We start from the raw sequence: 19,832 nt of genomic DNA on the forward strand, positions 1-19,832 counted from the left end.
GGGCGCTTCACCATCACCGCCAAAAGCCCGTCCGGCGCGGCACTGCAACTAATCGACATCCTGACCGGTCCCGGCGATGTCGCCGGCGTTCCCGGCGTGCAGGACGGCCGGCTGGACGCGCTGCTGGACGTCGGCACCTACAAGCTGCGCGTGACCTCGCCCAAGGCCGCGACCGGCACCGTCGCCCTGACCGTCACCCCATTCCACGACGCCGCCCCGCCCGCCGCCCTGCCGCAACCCGGTTTCCCCCGCACGATGACGCTGCGGGACAGCGAACAGCGTGCCTACTGGCTGTCCGTGCCCCCCGGCGGCGCCGTGCAAATCGAAGCCGCCGGCCGAGCCCTCGCCGACCTGCGCCTGTGGCGGGATGGTCGGGAACTGACCGCGCTGCAACCGGCGGCAACGCGCATCGAACCGGCCTCCGGCCATCCGCTGACCGATCTGCGCCTAATCGGCACAGTTGAGCCCGGAACCTACCTGGCCGTCGTCTACGGTGGACAATCGCTGCCCTGGACCGACAACGACACCACCCAGCCGCTCTACCTGAGGGCCGGCGTATCCCCCGCACTCGCCGAGGGCTGGGCCGGCGGCCCCATGGGACCGTTCGGCAGCGAAATCTACGCCGTGCCCCCCGCGATCGGCCTGCTGCGCCTCACCCTGCCCGCATCCGCCGAGGCCGAACTGCGTGTCGGCGGCACCATCGCCAGCATCACCCACACCAGCCGCGAGCCGACCGTCCGCCTGCCCATCACGCCCAAGCAAACGCCCACCGTGGAGGTGCGCGCCGCCGCCGGCCAGCCATTCACGCTGCAAGCGCTGGAACAGCCGTCCAACATGCGCGTCTACCGCGCTGGCACGTATTGGGTCTCCGCGATACTCAACGGCGCGGGCGGTGACGAAATCCCCCCCGGCGTGCTGCTGGGCCGCCAGGAGGTCGCCAACAAGCCAGCACGCATCCTGGTCAGTACCCTGCCGAAGGTCGGTCCCGGCACCGCCTGGCACACCCAGTTCAACCTGCGCGGCCCGACGATGCTGCTGCTGCAAAACACCGCCGGCGGCGAGCTGACCATGCGCAGCGCGGGCGTCTCCATCGCCGAACACAGCCAACCCGGCATCTACGATTTGCCGGCCGATTATTACGGCCTGACCCTGACCCCCGACGCCGGCGCCCAGGGCAGCCTGGACCTGGTGGTCGGACCGCCCGGCGCCGCCGCACCGCCGCCGACCCGCTTTCCGCCCGACCCGGTCATTCCCCTCGGCGTGCAAACCGTCGCCCCCGGCCAGTCACTCATGCTGCTCGGTCCCTCCGCCCCCGGAGTCCAGGTCGGCCTGTCCGCCCGTCCCATTCCGGTGGCGCTGGCCGAGGGCCCACTCACCCTTACCCAAACCACCGGCGCCCCGCTGACCGTACCGGTAACGATCGCCCCCGGCGGCGCCCTGGCGGTCAGCGAAATCGGCGCCGGCCCGATCGCCTTCACCCAGCCCAATCCCGGCACCGTCGAAATCCCCGCCGCCGACCACGCCCGAACCGTCGTCCTGGCCTGGCGCCGCCCGGTGACCGCCGCCGCCATCCCCGCGCCGCCACCACCCGACGCCGTCGCCACCCTGACCGCCGGCCAGCCCCTCGATTTCGATCTCACCCGCGATGAAAGCCGAGGCTTTGCCCTGACCGTCCCGAACGGCGGCCTCTATCGCGTCGAAACCCTCGGCCGGCTACGCACCGCCGGCCTCATCGCCACCGCGTTCATCCCGAACCTGGACCAGGCCGAGGCGAACGGCGTCGGCCAGAACATGCTGCTGCAGCACGTCCTGCGGGCGGGCCGCTACCGGGTGGACGTGACAGCCCGAGACTCCGCCGGCCACCTCGGCCTGTCGGCCACACCGGCCCCGATCCTGGACGGCGCCACCCTGGTCCCCGGCGGCAGCGTACGCGCCAGCCTGCCCGCCGGATCGGCGATCGCCTTCCCGCTGAAAGTCGCCGGCCCGAACGAGAATTACGAACTCGACGTCGCCAGCCTCGGCGCCCCGTGGGAAGGCCGGATCGAGGACGCCCAAGGCTGGCCGATGACAACAACCGGCCCGCTGGACGGCACGACACCGACCCTGCCAGCCGGTTCCTACCGCTTGATCGTCTCCCCGGTTGCAGTCGCCCGCCAGGTCGTGGCGCGCCTGTCGGCGATAACCACCCCGCCCGAAATCACCGGCCACGGCCCGCACAAGCTGCCGTTCGGGACCCCACAAACCGCCACCTGGCGCGAACCGGACGGCCGGGATCAGCCACGCACCCCCGATTCCTGGACATTCGCCCTGGCCGGACCAGCGGAGGTCAAGCTGAACCTGGGCGACGGCATGGTCGGCGAATTGTTCCGAACCGGCGACAAGACCCCGCTGGCGCATATCGTCGGCCACTACACCGGCTCATTGCAGGACGGCCAATACCGGGTGGATGCCACCAGCCTGGGACGCAACGACCGTCTGGCCTACACAATCGGGCTGACCAGCAAGGCATTGCAGCCCGGCGTGCCCCGCAGCGTCACGCTGCCAACCACGGTCAGCTTCGCCATCGCCCAGGCCAGAGTCGTCAGCCTGACCAGCTATGGCAACACGCCGCTCAGGGGTGTGCTGCACGCGGACGACGGCAGTGTCGTGGCTCGTGTCGACGCCCGAGCGGACGACTGGAACATCGCGGTGTCCCGCTTGCTGCCCGCCGGCAACTACACACTGGACCTGGCCGCCGCCAGCCCTCCGGACCTGAACGGGGCCGGCCAATCCACACAAGCCGCCGCGGACCAGGACACCGGCAACAAACAAGACACGAGCGACACGGATAACAGCGATAACAATCAGGACACGCAGACCACACCCGACCAGTCAGCATCGTCCGACAACGACCAGAACAGTGACAATACCAACACCGCCAACGGGCCTTCCACCGAGGTAAGACTGGCACTCCCGGACGCCCTGCCCTCCATCCCCGCGCCATCGAACGCCACCCAACTGGCCGGCACCGGCGTCCATATCCTGACCCTGGCGCAGTCCGCGGCGAGCCAACTGCTGGTGGCACAGGCAACCTCCAGCGCATCCCTCGTCCTGACGCTGGAACGCCAGACCGGGAACGATTGGCGGATCGTCGCGCTGGACGAAGGCACCGCCCCCATCGTCGCCAGCCCGACCGACGCCGATCCGGCCGCCTGGCGGGCCGAGGTCTGGACCGTAGACGGCGGCTCGGAGCCCATCCGCATCGCCGCCCGCCCCGTCGACGCGCCGGCGTCACCCGAGGGAACCGTATCCCTGACCAGCCTGGACAACATTCCGGCACCCGTGGCGATCGCTCGAATCGGTCTGGACGCCCCAACACCCGTGTCCATCGAGGGCGCATCCCTGGCCGGCGGTTGGCCAGGCCAGGCACTTACAACGGTCAACGGACCGCTGCTTCCGCAAGCCCACGACATCTGGCTGCTCGGCCCACCCAACGCACGAGCCACCGTGACGGCGCTGAAACTGACCGGCACGCAGACCATGGTCGTGCCCACCGGCCAGGTGGCACAACTCGCCGCCATCCCGCCGGCGACCGGCCACGCCACGTTCTGGCGCGCTGAAGGCGGTTTCGCCCAACCCGGTCTCGGCGCCGCGGCGGGTATCGCCCGCTTCAGCGCCATCGCCGCGGCCAACGCCCCGGTCACCCTGCGCAACGCCTCCGATAACGGGCCGCTGCGGGTGGCCCTGACCCGGCTGGACACGACACTGCTTCCCGCGCGCACGCTGGATACATCCCTGCAGGCAACATTGCCCCCCGGCGCTGCCCTGCCGCTGACACTGCCCAGCGGCGACAAGACGGTCCAACTAGACCTGGGCGCCAACGTCGCCGCATTCGCCGGCACATCCACCACGTGGACCGGCACCGAACCCCTGTCCCGCACCCTGTCCGGCGCCTGGACCGACATCCTGCTGGTCAACACCGGCACCACCGCCGAACCGGCAAGCCTGTCCTGGCAGCCCGCGCCCGCCACCGAACCGTTACGGTCCGGCAGCGTCATCAAACGCTTCTTCGGCGCCGCCGGCTCGTTCGAACTACCCTTCGACGCGCCGCCCGACGCCCATCTCGTCAGCGCCGGCGACACGGACCTGACCGCCATCATGCCCGACGGCTCCGTCCATCGAGGCAGGGACGTCGCGATATCCGGCACCGGGCGCGCCATCGTGCAACACGGCGTCGGACCGATCGCCCTCTGGCTGGCCGCCAAAGATAAGTCCCCATGGCCCCAGGTAGCCGCCCAGCAAGTGAAGTCCCCCGCTCGGCTAACCCTAACCGGCCCCGCCATGGCGCTGGAACTGACCCAAACGGCACCAAGCCTGCTGCACGTCAGCACCACCGCCCCGGTCCTGGCGGCCCTGGTGCAAGCCGGACGCACCGACCCGCCGCGCCTGTTCCCAGCCGGCGCCGAACTGCACGTCATGCTCGCATCCGGCACTGCTGAACTGCGCCTATACTCACCCACCGATGGCCCGCTGACCGGCAGCCTGACCCTGTCCACCGACCCCGTCACGCCAATCACCGAGGGCTTGGGCGCCCCCGTCAGCGTGGCACCCGGCGGGTCCGCCGTGTTCGGCTTCACTCTGGCCAAGGCCGCCACCATCGGCGTCGGCGTACGAGCCGACCCCGACCGAGCGACTGTCCGACTGCTCGACGCCACGGGCGTAGTGCAAGGGCAAGGCGTGGCCCAACTACTCACCTTGGCGGCCGGCCAATACCTCATCGAGGCGCATGTGCCCCCCAACGCCCCCGCCACCATCCTGCGGCCGGCAGTCGTCGGCATCACCCCGCGCGGCTCCGGACCACCGCCCGAGGTAGCTGCCCAATATCTGGAACTGGTCGGGCTAAAGCCCCAAGGGACAAAACCATGAAGCGCCCACCAGCCCCATTATCACCCTGGTCTGAAGGACCATTGGGCGTGGGCAGCCAAGACAGGTCCGATCGGACAAGGATGCTGCCGTCCAACCCATCCGACATAGCCGTTCCGGAATGTTCGCAATTCCGAAAGCAAGCAATTCAACACAGAGAAAGAATGAGAACAGGAGAGTTTCGCAGAGAAGAAAGCGATTGCGCTTCGCGCGAAGCCCATTCACCCGGCGAAGCCACCCACGAACAGTCCCGTCGTGACGTTGAGGCTCGCGGCGAAATAACCGAATCGTTTGGCGGACACCGCCAGCTTCCTTTTAGCAGGCGCCGCCAACCTCTCATCGCCATGGCGGGCGAAGGCCCGCCATCCACGCCTTGCAGTACTGGCCTCGGCAAAGGCATGGATAGCGGGCCTTCGCCCGCTATGACGGAATTGGGCGGCGGTGCCAAAATCGAACCACTTGGCTACCCGCGTACCCTTGATTTTGCTGCTTGCCGCCGTGACCAATCAGATGCACGCCGGCCCGCCACCGAAACGAAGCCCTCAAGCACCAAGCCTTTCGCAGGCAGGCAACATCAGATTCATGCAGTCAAATCTGCCCTTTTTCCCTTCTCTGCGAAACTCTGCCATCCTCATTCTTCCTCTGTGTTGAAAAGCGGTCGATCGACACAGCACTGCCAAGCCACGTTCGCCGCCACGCCAACCCCAACCAAAGCCCCACGCCGATCGCTGGCGCTCCTGACAACACTCCTCCTCCCCCTATTCCTCCTGCTAACCGTCCCCGCCAAAGCCCAGGTCCCCCCGCAACTAGACCGCCTGCAACGTGCCGACGGCACCCACGTCGTCCCCGATCACTTCCTGCGCCGCTGGGACCCCATCACCATCCTCTTCGACACCCCACGCGGCCCCACCAACGGCGGCCCCGAGGACTCCCCTAACCGCCTCGTCACCCTAACCCCACCCAAACCCGGCGCCTGGACCTGGCTCGGTCCCAAGACCCTGCAATTCCGCCCCTCCGAACCATGGGAACCGCTGCGCCGAGAAGTCGTCACCCTGGACAACACCCCCACGACCCTGGTGCCGCTGCTGCCCGTCCCCACCGCCACCGGACCCGCCGACCAGGACAACGGCACCCCCAACCTCGACACCATCGCCCTGCAATTCGACCAGCCGGTGGACCTCGAAGCCCTCGGCCGCCTGCTGACCATCGAGCTTCGCCCGCAAGCCGCCCCCGGCGGCAAGCCGACGCAAGTGCTCACCACCCAGGATTTCACCCTCCGCCCGGTCGAGCGCACCAAGCGCTCCGACAAGCAGACCATCGTCGTCGCCCTGCATCAGCCCATCCCGGACGGTCAGGTCGCCACCTTGCGCCTGCGACTGTCGGATGAACCCGGCCTCGACGACCCGATCTTCGACCTGCCGCTGAAAAGCGCCCTGCCGTTCAAGCTGCGCGACACCTACTGCACCGAGGGCTTCGACCACGCCACCGTCAACGACGTGGTGAACTGCACACCGTCCGACCAAGGCTACAAGCGGGGCGTCACCCTGCAATTCTCCGCCCCGCCCGAGTCCCTGGACATCGTCAAGGCCCGCGACGTCCTGCGCATCACCCCGCCGCTCGACAACATGGCTGTCAGCGTCGGCGGCGACAACGAACTGCGGATCACCGGCCGGTTCGCCGCCGACCAGGTCTACACCGTCGCCATCGCCGCCGGCGCCCTCCACGACGCAAGAGGCCGCACCCTGGCCGAACCCGTCACCCGCAAAGTCAGTTTCGCGGCCGGGACACCGGCGCTGGCCTGGGACGTCCCGCAAGGCATCGTCGAGCGCCTCGGCCCGCAGATGGTCCCGCTACGCGGTCACGGCTACGACCACGCCGACGTCCGCATCTACGCCATCGACCCGCTCAGCCGCGACTTCTGGCCGTTCCCCCGTGGCGGCCTCTCCACCAACGACGACACCGCCCCGCCGCTGCCGGGCAACGAACCAACCCACTACAACGAAGCCACCCCGATCCCCAGCAACGCCATGGCCGCCCGGATCACCGCCCTAGGCTCCCCCGCCGCCAGCGAACTGATGGAACTGCCGATCCACCGAGGCGGCGTAGACGCCAAGTTCGGCCTCGACCTCGCCCCCACCTTGGCCCGCATCGCCGGCCCCAAGGCGCCCGGCACCTATCTCGTCGGCCTCCGCACCGTGGACGGCCGCACCCGCCAATGGGCGCGCCTGCAAGTCACCGACCTGTCGCTCAGTTCGGTCGAGGAAGCCAGCCACGTCCACTTCGCCGTCACCTCGCTCGCCACCGCGCAGCCCGTCCCCGGCGCCGAAATCCGCCTGGAGGGCTTGCGCGACAACCACTTCATCACCCTCGCCCACGGCGTGACCGAGGCCGATGGAAGCTGGACCCTGACCGCGCCGATCACCACAGGCCTGGACCGCGAGCAAGCCCGCATCACCCGCATCGTCGTGGTCAAGGCGACCGACACGCTGGTGCTGGAACCCGACCGCGGCCCGCAACAATACACCGCCGAATCCTGGACCAAGCCCGAATCCCCCTGGCTCGGTTGGGTCACCGACAAGGACCAATCCGCCCGCCGCCCGGTGGCACAGACCCTGTGCCACGTCTTCACCGAACGCCCGATCTACCGTCCGGAAGAACCGATCCTGATCGCCGGCATGGTCCGTCGCTATCTGTCGGGCACCCTGACCTACGCCAGCGGCAACGGCGAGGTGGTCGTCACCGGACCGAACCAACAGGAATGGCGCCTGCCTGTCACACTCGACGAAATCGGCGGCTTCCACCTGAAATTCGACCAGAAGACCGAAGCGACCGGCGACTACGCCATCCAATACGAACCCAAGGACGGCCAGCCCTGCGGCGCCATGACGGTGAAGAAGGAAGCCTATCGCCTACCCACGTTCGAGGTCCTGCTGAACGCCCCGCCACACGTCCCGCTTGACGCGCCGTTCCAGGTCGACCTGCTCGCCCGGTTCTTCGCCGGCGGCCTGCTGAGCGATCGCCCGATCACTTGGCGCGTCACGCAATACCCCTATGTCTGGACCCCGCCCGGCCGCGACGGGTTCCTGTTTTCCTCCGACAGCCGGTTCTCCGGCGACAGCACCTTCCGCTCCACCCCGGTGCTGAGCCGCGAAACCAAGACCGACGCCGGCGGTTCGGCACAACTGACGCTGGACCCGACCATCGAACCCACCGCCCAGCCCCGCCAGTACCAGGTCGAGGCAACGGTCACCGGCGACGACGACATCCAGGTCCGCAGCGTGCAGCGGGTGACTGCCCTGCCGCCCTTCGTGCTGGGCGTGAAAGTGCCCCGCTACCTGCCGCAGGTGGGCGCGATCGACCCGCAGATCATCGCGCTGGACGGTGACGGCAAACCGGTGACCGGCCTGCCGATGACGGTGAAACTGATCCACCGCCAATGGAACTCGATCCTGCAAGCCAGCGACTTTGCCCAGGGATCGGCCAAATACCAGACCCAGGTGATCGATGAGACGGTCGAGGAACGCCACGTCACCAGCACCGCCGACGCCCAGACCCAACATTTCGGCGTCTCGGAGGCCGGGGTCTACCTCGTCGAAGTCACCGCCGCGGACAAGGTCGGCCGCACCCAGACGGTGCGGGTCGATCTGTTCATGGCCGGCGATACCCCCGTCACCTGGCAGCGCCCACCGTCGCAAACGGTGACCGTCAACGCCGACAAGGACCATTACGACCCCGGCGAGAACGCCACCCTGGTCATCGAAAGCCCATTCCAAACCGCACGAGCACTGGCGATCATGGAGGAACCGGAGGGCCGGTTCCGTTACGACTGGGTGGACATCACCAACGGCTTCGGCCGTTACACCGTGCCGATCCGCAAGCAGCAGGTGCCGCGCCTGGCAGTGCATTTCCTGCTGATGCGCGGCCGCCTGCCCACGCCACCCGGCCCGATGGCGCCGTTCGACCAGGGCAAGCCGGTCACCCTGGCCGCCACCAAATGGGTCAACGTCAACCCCACCGACAACCGCGTCATGGTCAGCTTCGAGGCCCCGGCAGAGGCCCGCCCCGAACAGGAATTCGACCTGGTGCTGCACCTGTCCGACCCGGCCGGCCATCCGCTGTCCGGCGAGGCCACCGTCTGGATGGTCGATCAGGCCGTCCTGTCCCTGGCCAAGGAACAGCCGCTCGATCCGCTGCCCGCCTTCATCGTCGACCGCCCCACCAAAATGGTCGCCCGCGACACCCGCAACATGGCATTCGGCGTGATCCCGCTGACCGAGTCCCCCGGCGGCGACGAAGCCGGCGATTTCGGCATGGCGAACATCTCCGTCCGCAAGAATTTTACCCCTGTCCCGCTGTATGTGCCGCGCGTGAAGGTCGGTCCGGACGGCACCGCGCATGTGCATGTGAAACTGCCGGACTCGCTGACCGTGTTCATGCTGCGCGCCAAGGCCGTCGCCGGCCCCGACCGGTTCGGCTTCGGCACCGGATCGATGAAAGTCCGCCAGCCGGTGGTCGCCCAACCCGCGCTGCCCCGCTTCGTCCGGCCCGGTGACACCTTCACCGCCGGCCTGATCGGCCGCATCGTCGAAGGCCCCGGCGGCGCCGGGTCATCCATGATCTCGCTCGAGCACCTGGCCGTGCAGGGCAAGGCGGAGCAAGCGGTGACCTGGGACGGCCAGCGCCCCACCCGCGTCGACTACACGGTGACCGTCCCGGAACCGCCCGCCGGCACCACCACCGCCCGCGTGCGCTTCCTGCTGCAACGCGCCGCCGATCATGCCGGCGACGCGGTGCAGATCGACCTGCCGATCAAGCCTGACCGACCCGTGATACACCGTCGCGACCTGCTGGCGACCGGCCCGAACGGCTCGTTGGACATTCCGGCCCTGACCGACCCCGCGCGACCGGCCAGCTACCGCCGCACCGTGACACTCGCCACCGATCCCGCCGTGGTGAAGCTGATCGCCGGCGCCGGCTATCTGATACGGCCGTCAGTCGGCGGAGCAGAACAGCGGATGGCGCTCGCGCAGTCGGAACTGGCGCTGCTGCCGTTCACCCCGATCCTGGACGCCGCGGGCCTGCGAGACCGCCTGTCGGCCGACGTCGCCGCCGCGCTGGCCTCGATCAAGCAGACCACCGACGACAACGGCCTGGTCGCGTTCTTCCCGCACGTGGACGGCAACGTCTGGCTGACCGCCAGCGCCTATCGCCTGATGATCGCTGCATCCCGAGCAGGGCTGCCGGTGGACAAGGCGGCGACGGATCGGATAGCGAAGGTGCTGACCGCCGCCCTGCGCAGCGACTACCCGCATCTGATGAGCGGAGAGGAAACCTTCGAACGCATCACCGCCCTGACCGCTTTGGCTGACGGCGGTCACGCCTCATCAGCGTATGCCGACGAACTCGCCCGCCGCGCCGCCGCGCTGCGGACCGGCGGGCTGGCGGATGTCGCCACCGTGCTGGCCCGCCTGCCCAACAGCGACGGACGGCTGCTGGCGGAGGTCCTTGGCACGATGTGGAACCGGGTGAACGTCCTCGCCCGCGACGGCAAGCCCGTCTATGCCGGCCTGACCGATACCGGCGGCAGCCCGAACATCCTGCCGTCGGAGACGCGCAGCCTCGCCCAAGTAACGGAAGCAGTCGCGACCGCCACGCCACAGGACACCAGGCTGGCCGTGCTGCGCACCGGGCTGCTGGGGCTGGCGGACGGGCAAGGTTGGGGCAGCACCAATGCCACCGCCGCCGCCCTGCGAGCGCTGGCCGCGGCCTGGCACGCGCCGGATGCGCCGGTGCCCGCCTCGATCGCCATGCCCGGCGCACCGGTCACCGGCACGCTGGATAAAACCCATCCGCTGCTGCAAGCCGCCACCGCCGCACCCGGCGACGTGCGCATCCAGGCTCGCCCCGGCCTCGCCGTGCTGGCCGGCACCGATTACGTCCCCGCCGAACCGGGCGCGCTCGCCAAAGCCGACCAGCACGGCTTCGTGTTGACCCGAACCCTGTTCCGAGTCCCGCCGGTACAGGGCGCGATACACCCGCCGATGATCCGTATCGAGCCCGGCCCCGACGGCGCGATCCATCTGGCACCCGGCGACGTGGTGGAGGAACTGGACGAAGTCGTCACCCCCGAGGACCGCACCCAGGTCGCCCTGCATCTGCCGCTGCCCGCCGGCCTCGAACCGCTGAACCCCGCCCTGGCGACCGCGACAGCCGACGCGGCCCCCTCCGCCGGCCCGACCCTGGCACCGTCCTACGCATCCTACGGCGATGACGAGGTCGTCGCCGTCTGGATGACCCTGCCCAAGGGCACCTACTCCCTGCGGACCCGCATGCGCGCCACCACCGACGGCGTGTTCACCCAGCCCCCCGCGACAGCGGAGATGCTGTATCAACCGAGCGTCTCCGCCGCGACAGGAGGGCAGAAAGTGATCGTCGGGCCGTGACGGCATCCAGCGCGACAGGAACGGCCAAGACCGGACGGCCGATCCGCGCCGCCGCCACCATCCTGGCCGCCGCGCTGACCCTCGGCACGATCGGCACCTACACCGTCCGCGTGGCCGCCGACTCGCACCTGGCCGCGCCGGCCCCCACCGCCGTCGTCACCGACCGCAACGGCACCTTCCTGACCCAGGCAGGCCACGAATCCACCCGACCCAACGGCACACGGCAGGTCGAATACGGCTACTGGCCGATCACTCCGCCCGACCGGGTGATCCGCATGACGCTGGCGCTGGAGGACCGCCGCTTCTGGTCACACCCCGGCATCGACCCGATCGCCGTCCTGCGAGCCATCTGGCAGCACCTGCACGGCGGCCACGCCTCCGGCGCCTCCACCCTGGCGATGCAGGTCGCGCGCATGCAGCACCCGCGGCCCCGCACACTCTGGGCCAAAGCCGTCGAGGCCGGAACCGCGGTGGCCTTGACCGCCCGCTACGGCCGGGAAGCGATCCTCGCCCAGTATGTCCGCCTCGCACCCTACGGCGAGAGCAGCCACGGCATTGCCCACGCCGCCTGGTGGTACTTTGACAAACCCGCCCGAGACCTGACCTGGGCACAGGCGGCGCTACTCAGCAGCATCCCCCAAGCCCCCAGCCGCCTCGCCCCACGCGGACCCGGCCTGGCCCGCGCCATCGCCCGAGCCCGGTTGGCCCTGGCGGCAGCGGGACTGCCGCCCGACACGCTGGCACAGGCCCGAACCGAACTGGACGACCTGACCATCGTGCCCACCCGCCGCCGCCCGGCGCCGCTGCAAACGGTGCTGCGGCTGGAAGCCATGGCCCGAGACTCCGGCACCACGCGACTGCGCGCCACGTTGGATCTGCCGACCCAGGACTGGGTCACCCACGTGGCCACCGCACAACTGGCCGAGTGGCGGCACTTCGGCGCGCAGCAGGTCGCCGTCATGGTCGTGCAACGCGGCTCACGAGCCGTGCTGGCCGACGTGACCTCCGCCGGCTACGCGTCCCGCCCGGCCGGCGCCATCGACTACACCATGGCGCAGCGCTCGCCGGGCAGCACCTTGAAGCCGTTCCTGTACGCGCTCGCCCTGCAGCGAGGCCTCATCGCCCCCCAGGACATCCTCGCCGACGAACCGGAGGGCGCCGCCGGCATCGTCAACGCCGACCACGACTTCCTCGGCCCGCTGCTGCCCCGCCAGGCGCTGGCGAATTCCCGCAACGTGCCGGCCACCAACCTGCTGCGCCGCATCGGACTGCCGGAAGCGTTCGACTTCCTGCGCCGCCTGGGCCTGCACCACCTGGACGGACCACCGGAGCGCTTCGGACTGGCGATGGCGATCGGCGCCCTGCCCACCAGCCTCGACCGGCTGATGCGCGCCTACACCACGCTGGCCGAGGACGGCATGGACGACGATCTGGTCTGGTTCGAGGGCATCGAACCCGACCCGCAACGTGTCATCACCGCCGACGCCGCCCGCCTGGTCGGCCGCTTCCTCAGCGATCCCATGGCCCGCCTGCCCAGCTTCCCCCGCTACGGGTCCTCCGAGTTTCCCTTCGCGGTGGCGCTGAAGACCGGCACGTCCCAGGGCTATCGCGACGCCTGGACGATCGCCTGGTCGCACAAATACGTGGTGGGCGTGTGGGTCGGACGCGCCGACGCCGGCCCGATGCGGGACCTCAGCGGCGGCCGGGCCGCGGCCGCTCTGGCGCAGAAAGTCATGCTGCGGCTGCACGGCGCCCTGCGCACCGACCTGGTGGCCGGCGATTTCGCCGCCCCAGCCGGCCGCAACCGAACCGAACTATGCCCCGACCCGGCCTGCACCGAACATCTGACCGAATGGGTCGATCCCGGAACGCCCCTACGTGTTCGGCCCGCCCCGGTGCCGCTGGCGATCGTGCAGCCGGAGCCGGACAGCCACGTCTGGCGCAACCCCGAAGTGCCGCCGGCACTGAACCGATTGGTGCTGCGCGCGTCCGCCCCGCCGCAGGTGCGGCAGATCGTCTGGCTGGTGGACGGCAAGCCGGTGGCTGTGGCTGCGCCCGAAACACCGCTGTACTGGACCATGATCCCGGGACGCCACCACTTCCAGGTGCGGCTGCCACTGCAGGACGATGCGTCCCGCCCACTGGCGATCGTGGTGGAGTAACGGCTGGTACGGTCCGCCGCGGGCGCGCCCAGCCGGATAGCCGACACTCGGACAACAGCCGGTTCTGGCCGGAAGCGGAATGGCCGTTCTGCGGTAAAGCAACCGCGGAGAGCGGAGGCGCAGCCGCGGGATCGGCCATGGCGACTGCACGCTTCGGATAGTGCTTCGCAGGACCTCCCAGGCACCCGCTACGCCGCGGTGCGTGCTACCTCCCCGAACAGCGGGTACTGGGTCGTACCGCCCAGATGCAGCACCAATTCCGTTGGCCCGTCGAAGCCATCGAACAGCGCTTGCGGCAGAGCTGCGTTACCATCCGTCCAGCGCAGGCCGTTGGATGGCTCGAAGGCGTGAAATCCGTCCGCCAGCAATGCATCCCCTGCCTCCATCACGCGGAATCTTGTGCCGTCGCGCACGGCGATCCACCGAACCGCTATGCCAAGCACGCGCGGATCGCGTGCCGTGCCCAGTTCCGCCGGGGCGGCCCCAAGAGAGACGATACTGACCGACGCACGTTCGTTCGGCACTGCAAAGATGTGTGCGGTTCCATGCCGCGCCGTGGCGTCCACACGCTGGCCGTCGATCATCAGGTGCAAATCGGGGTCCTCGGTCAGCGGCACACCCGGGCGCGGACCGGCTCGGTCCAGCAGCCGGCGCCAGACCGCATCGACAACCGGGCCACCGGTCAGCACGGGCGCACAAGGCAGCTTCGGCGGCATGTTCCAGCCGCTGTTGGCGTTTTGGAACAGCCAGCGGTTGCCGTCGTCGCGATAGCTTTCGGCCGCGGCACCGTTGGCGATCAGGATATCGTGGGTTTCGAGTTCGACATGGTACAGTTCGACCTCCTGGGCGCGATCGTCCCATAGGATGGAGCGGTGGTTCACCAGGAACTCGATCGGAATCAGTACGCCATCGAAGGCAAAGGCGTGTCCCCTGGTGACGCGCAGGTCGTGGTTCGGAATGTTGTCGGCGAAGGCGGACTTGCCGACGATGACCGGCGTGGCCGCGTTACGCCGGCCGCGCGTAGCCAGGACGCGGCCCTTCCCGATCCAGGCGATGGCGCGCGCCTTGCCGGAGAGCGTCTGCACCAGATCGCCGATCGCAAGGTCCTGGACCGGCACCTGGCCGGCAGGGCAAAGGATCTGCGTGCCGCGCAGGAAACACAGGCCGGTATTGATGTCGATGACACTTGTCGTGCTGTCGGTGACCATCGTGACCGGATCGTCGCTGGTGTCCTGCAGCGTGAAAAACGTTGGCGTGGCCTGGTCGACCGGCCCCGCGTTCGGCGTGAATGAGACCAGGTCCAATGCCTGGGTTATCTCCTGCGCGGTGCCTTGCAGAAAGTATTCGGCCGGGCCGGACGGGGTGGCGCCCGTCAACGTGCCGCCTTCGCCTGACAGCGTTATGATCAGTACGTCCTGCGCGGTCGGCTGGTCACTGATGGTGACGCCCGAGAAAGGATCGATCGGGGCTTCGTTGAAGTTGATTTGGTTGGCCTGTGTGCCGCTGATCGAAGGGCCGGTGCTGGCAGTGGTAGTGCCCGCGATCACGCTTGTGTTGTCGTCCATCGCCGGCGGCCCCTCATAGGCCGTGCTCTGGTCGGTCAACGTCAGGGTGACGGTGGACGTCAGTCCGTCCGGCGGTGCGTTGGGCGTGAAGAAAACGTCGTTGCGCAGGTCGGCGGTCAGCGCGCCCGCGGTACCGCTGATCTGATAGGTGTTGTCGACAGTGCTGTATGGAACGCCGATCGTCAGCGTGCCGCCGTCACCGCCGGTGACGGAAATGCTCAGAATATCCTGTGCGCCATTGGGGTCGAAGATCGTAACGTTGGCAAACGGGTCGATCGGCTGCGAGTTCGGGTCGGCTTGTTCGGCCACCGAACCGGTGATCGTCGGGGCCTGCGCCGCCTCGGTCACGCTGACGGTGGTGTTGCTGTCGGTAATCTGGGTATCGTCCCAGACATTGTTCATGTCCGTCAACGTGAACGTCGAGGTGACGCTGCCGCCCGGCTGAGCGGCCCCCGGCGTGAAGGTCACCGCGCGCAGTTCGCTGGTCACCGCCCCGGCCGTGCCCTGCAGCAGGTATCCACCGTTGCCGGTCGTTTGCACCCCGCTCAGCGTGCCGGCGGCACCGCTCATGGCGATCAGCAGATAGTCCTGCGCGCGCAGATTGTCGTCCGTCAGCGTGACATTCGCGAACGGGGACACGGCTTGGTTCGGCAAGGTGGTGGTGGCACCGGTGCCGGAGATGACCGGCTCAACCGAACCGGCACGCACCAGCGTGCCACCGTCATAGGCAACTTCGTAAAGCGAGGTGAAAGTACCGGTGATCGCGACACCATCCACGGTCGCGCTGTCCGGACCATTTTCGCTGAACGTGACGCCGGTCGGGTAATTGGCGAAGAACAGCGAGTCCTGCGTTTCCCCCTCGCCAATGAAATTGGTGATCGCCGCCACCTTGGCGCTGCCATCGAAACGTACTTCGTCCGAACCCGACAGGTGCACGGTGTCCGCCGTTGCCTCACCGCCGGAGGTGAGTTCCAATGTGCCGCCGCCGCTGAAGTCATAGGTGCCGGCCCCTGACTCGCCGGCGATACCGCCCCCGAGGAGGAAGGTCTGACCCGGGCCGGCGGTAATCGCCAGCGTCTCCCCGCTCTCCAGAAATACGCCCGTACCAAGGCCTTCGCCGCCAGTGGCATACAGCCCGCCGGTGCCGCCTCGGACGTTGCCTGAGCCAAGGTTGCCGCCTTCGACCGTGAGGCTGCCGCCGCTCATGACGAACACGTCGCCACCCGCGCCGAGACCACCGCCGCCACCGCCGCCTGTCGTGCTTCTGTTGTAGGCCGTGGTGGCGGGCCCGGCGAACTGTTGTTTTCCGCCTTGGCCGGCGCCGAATCCGCCGGCGTAGCCGTCACCGCCGCCACCGCCGCCACCGCCGAAGCCGCCCTCGCCGTTATCGCCGCCGCCGCCGCCGAACCCGCCTTTATAACCGTCGCCGCCGCCGCCGCCGAAGCCGCCGGTGCCGCCACCACCGTGCTCGTTTGGGAGTTTACCCCCAGCTCCGCCGCCGCTCTCGGGTCCACCGCCGCCGCCATTGGGGCCGCCGGCCGTCAGGCTGGTGCCGCCGCCGGATGCCGCGCCGAGCAGGATGCCGCCACCATCTTTGTAACCTGAGGAGGTGGCTGCCTGACCAAACCCGGTAGCGCCAATCCCCACGCCGCCGCCGCCATCGAAATAATCATGTCCGCCGCCGGCGCCGCCCATCCCCCCGCCGGCGCCGTAGTCGTAAGGGAGTTCGCGATTCGTCAGGTCGTTATAGAACCCCGACCCGCCGTCGCCGCCGATGGCACTGTCGTTGGAAAACTTGACGTTATCGATGGTGACATTGGCGCCGCCGGCACCCTGGGTGGGACCCGCCACGAACAGCCCGCCGCCAAGACCCGCGCCGCCGCCACCGCCACCGCCATCCACCGCCCCGGCGCCACCCTGGGCCACGGCGTTCTGAATGGTGAGGTTCTGCACATCCACGGTGCCGGCATACGCGAACAGCCCGCGATAGGTGTTCGCACCGTCCAGCGCATAATTCCCACCGTTGATGACAAGGTCTACGCCGGTATGCAGGTTGATCGCGTAGAGGTCGGCCGGCGCAGACAGTGAACCGCCGTTATAGCTGATGGATTGGCCGGTATCGGTGCCCTCGGTGATATTGCCGGTAAAGGTGATGGTGTAGGTGCCGGGCGTGGTGATCGCATCGATCGTGGCGAGCGCCTGGTTAAGCTGCTGCTCATTGTTGACGCTGTAGGACATGGTCGGCGCCGCTCTCTCAAAAGATGCTCAATGAGATGAGCGGGCCGGGTGCGCGCGCATCGTATCGTTCCACCAGACCAAACACCAAATTCCGTTGGAATCAAAGCGAATTGTTATTTGTAATAATATGGGAATGGCTCGGACCCGATATGTCGAGTATCTCGCGTCAGATGCCGGCACTCGTTGCGATTCGGAATGAAACCAGGGTTCCGGCGAGGACAGTTCCATGCGGGTGATTTCTGCACCGCCCGCAATGGTCTAAGGGTGGCGGCATGACTGTCGCGGATGATTGCGTTGCGGCCGCCGAGGCCGCCTACCGGGCCGGGCGCTTCGCCGAAGCCGTGGCGATGCTGGAGCCGTTGGCCGACACGGACCCCGCCCACCAGGCGGCCTTGCGTGTGCTCGGCATGTGCCGCTTTCGCCTGGGCCAGCACACGGTGGCGCTGGAACTTCTGGAACGCGCACGTGGCCTGGCGCCGGCCGACCCCTGGGCCATGCTGTACCACGGCATAGTACTGCTCGATCGCGGGCGCCAGCGGCAGGCGGCGGATCTGTTCCAACGCTGCACGGCACTATTACCGCACGATGCGGCACCCTGGCTGAACCTGTCGGCGGCATCGCTGGCGCTGGGCGACACCGCCGCCGCCATCCGAACCGGGCGGCGCGCCCGGCTGCGCGCGCCAAAAATGGCGGCGGCACACTACACGCTTGGGCGGGCCTACCTGGCGGGGGGATTTACGGCACGCGCCATCCAGTCGCTGCGTGAAGCCACCAAACTGGCGCCCGATTTTGCCGACGCCTGGGTCGAACTGGGCGGCGCCTGTTACCAGGACGGCGCAATTTTTGACGCCATCGACGCGACCAGGGCCGCTCTGTCGGCACAGCCAGAGCATGAAGCCGGCATAGCCAATCTCAGCGTGTTTCTGCGGCTGACCGGATGGGGGGAGCAGGCCGGGCAGATGCTCGTTCGGCAGGTGGCGGCAAGGCCCGATCTGCTCGCCGCGAAGCTGAACATGGTGGCCGACCTGCTGGCCGACAACGAGGCGGAAGCGGCCCTGACATTGCTGGGCGAGGCGCCGCCGCGAGATGCCGACATGCGCCACGCCTGGCTGTTGCAGCGGGCCGCGGCCCTGATCAACCTGCACCGGACCGAGGACGCGGCGGCGGCGTTGGCGGACCTGGGCGAGGTGCCCCCAAGGCTGGAACCGCTGATGCACTGGCGCCGCGTGCTGCTGGCCTGGGCGGCGGGCGACATTGCGGCGGCACGCGATGCGGCGGCGGCCATGGAAGCCGCGCTGGAGCATGCATCCGGCATGGTGCCGGAGCACCGGATCATGGCTCATTTCGACCTTGCACGCTTCTGGCGGCAGCAGGGGCAGATCGCGCGCAATTTCGGCCATTGGGCGCAAGGACACCGGCTGCTCGGCAAAATCCAGCCTTTTTCCCGAACCCAGTACGGCCGTTTCGTGGATGCCAGTATCGCGGCCTTCGATAAAACGCGCTTGTCGAACGGCGCACGTGCATCCAACGCCGACACCACGCCTGTCTTCATTGTCGGCATGCCGCGTTCCGGCACGACGCTGATGGAACAAATCCTGGCGTCGCATGCAAAGGTGTTCGGCGCCGGCGAACGCATCGAACTGCCGCAAACGTTCAGGATGCTGGGCGGCGCGTTGGAAACCACGTCCGCCGTCCAGCGTGTCGCCGGTCTGGGGCCTGCCGCATTCGATGAGGCGGCGACAACCTACCTGCGCGCCCTGCATGCGCTGGCACCGGACGCGGCACGCATCACCGACAAGATGCCGACCAATTTTCGTTATCTCGGCCTGGTGGCCCAGATGCTGCCCGGCGCGCGGATCATCGCCTGCGAGCGGGACCCACGCGATATCGGGCTGTCGATTTTTACCCATCGTTTCTACGGCGTGCACAGTTACGCGCATGATCTCGGCGATCTCGGCTGGTATATCGGCCAACAGCAGAAGCTGATGGCGCATTGGCGCGCCAATCTGCCGAACCCGATCCTGGTGGTGAAACTGACCGACTGGATCGAGGACTTTTCCGGCACACTCGTTCGGGTTCTGAATTTCCTCGACCTGCCGTACGACTCCGCCTGCGAAACATTCTATGAGCATCAGCGCGTCGTACGCACCGTCAGCCGCATGCAGGTCCGCCAGCCGGTGAACGCTCGGGGATTGGGCAGGTGGCGGCAATACGCCGCGCATTTGGAACCGCTGATCGCGGAATTGCACGCTGCCGGATTGATGGATGGCGCGGAGGGCGGAACGTGAGAGGCCCCAAAATGCCGCCGTGCAAACCGGCTATCGACAGAACAGCACCACGCCACAGATGAACGGTCTGATACCAACCGCCGTTGAGGCCGACTCTTAAGCCGTTGAGGCCGACTCTTAAGCCGTTGAGGCCGACGCTTGAGCCGTTGAGGCCGACTCTTAATTCGTCATGGCCCGGCGACAGTCCGGGCCATCTGATCCAGCACCTCACGGTGGCAGATGGCCCGGACTGTC

Annotated in this window: 6 protein-coding genes; 4 read left to right on the forward strand and 2 right to left on the reverse strand. The window is 68.3% G+C overall.

The features are described from left to right. Positions 1-4,905, forward strand: a 4,905-nt coding sequence (locus GSQ89_RS16185; protein ID WP_158926935.1) for a hypothetical protein, incomplete at its 5' end; no start/stop codon positions are given. Between the two features lie 218 nt (positions 4,906-5,123). On the opposite strand, the gene GSQ89_RS38270 is transcribed toward GSQ89_RS16185, so the two are convergent. Then, positions 5,124-5,408: a hypothetical protein gene (locus GSQ89_RS38270; RefSeq protein ID WP_174254868.1), complete on the reverse strand. Its 285-nt coding sequence runs from the start codon at positions 5,406-5,408 to the stop codon at positions 5,124-5,126. A 138-nt stretch (positions 5,409-5,546) separates the two neighbouring features. On the opposite strand from GSQ89_RS38270, the gene GSQ89_RS16190 reads away from it, so the two are divergent. Beyond that, positions 5,547-11,345 (forward strand): alpha-2-macroglobulin family protein, encoded by a 5,799-nt coding sequence (locus GSQ89_RS16190; RefSeq protein WP_216856194.1) that lies wholly within the window; start codon positions 5,547-5,549, stop codon positions 11,343-11,345. Continuing rightward, positions 11,342-13,507 (forward strand): transglycosylase domain-containing protein, encoded by a 2,166-nt coding sequence (locus GSQ89_RS16195; RefSeq protein ID WP_216856195.1) that lies wholly within the window; start codon positions 11,342-11,344, stop codon positions 13,505-13,507. Before GSQ89_RS16190 ends, GSQ89_RS16195 begins: the two co-directional genes overlap by 4 nt. A 188-nt stretch (positions 13,508-13,695) precedes the next feature. On the opposite strand, the gene GSQ89_RS39890 is transcribed toward GSQ89_RS16195, so the two are convergent. Then, positions 13,696-17,310, reverse strand: coding sequence for a Hint domain-containing protein (locus GSQ89_RS39890; protein WP_305782257.1), 3,615 nt, complete (start codon positions 17,308-17,310; stop codon positions 13,696-13,698). Positions 17,311-17,582: 272 nt separating this feature from the next. On the opposite strand from GSQ89_RS39890, the gene GSQ89_RS16210 reads away from it, so the two are divergent. Continuing rightward, positions 17,583-19,598, forward strand: coding sequence for a tetratricopeptide repeat-containing sulfotransferase family protein (locus GSQ89_RS16210; RefSeq protein ID WP_158926937.1), 2,016 nt, complete (start codon positions 17,583-17,585; stop codon positions 19,596-19,598). Positions 19,599-19,832 lie beyond the last annotated feature (234 nt).

The sequence above is a fragment of the Acidisphaera sp. S103 genome, assembly GCF_009765975.1.
GTDB lineage: Bacteria > Pseudomonadota > Alphaproteobacteria > Acetobacterales > Acetobacteraceae > Rhodopila.

Coding starts and splice junctions, on each gene's coding strand:
- GSQ89_RS16210 (WP_158926937.1), top strand. CDS start 17,583: ATGACTGTCGCGGATGATTGCGTTGCGGCCGCCGAGGCCGCCTACCGG.
- GSQ89_RS39890 (WP_305782257.1), bottom strand. CDS start 17,310: ATGTCCTACAGCGTCAACAATGAGCAGCAGCTTAACCAGGCGCTCGCC.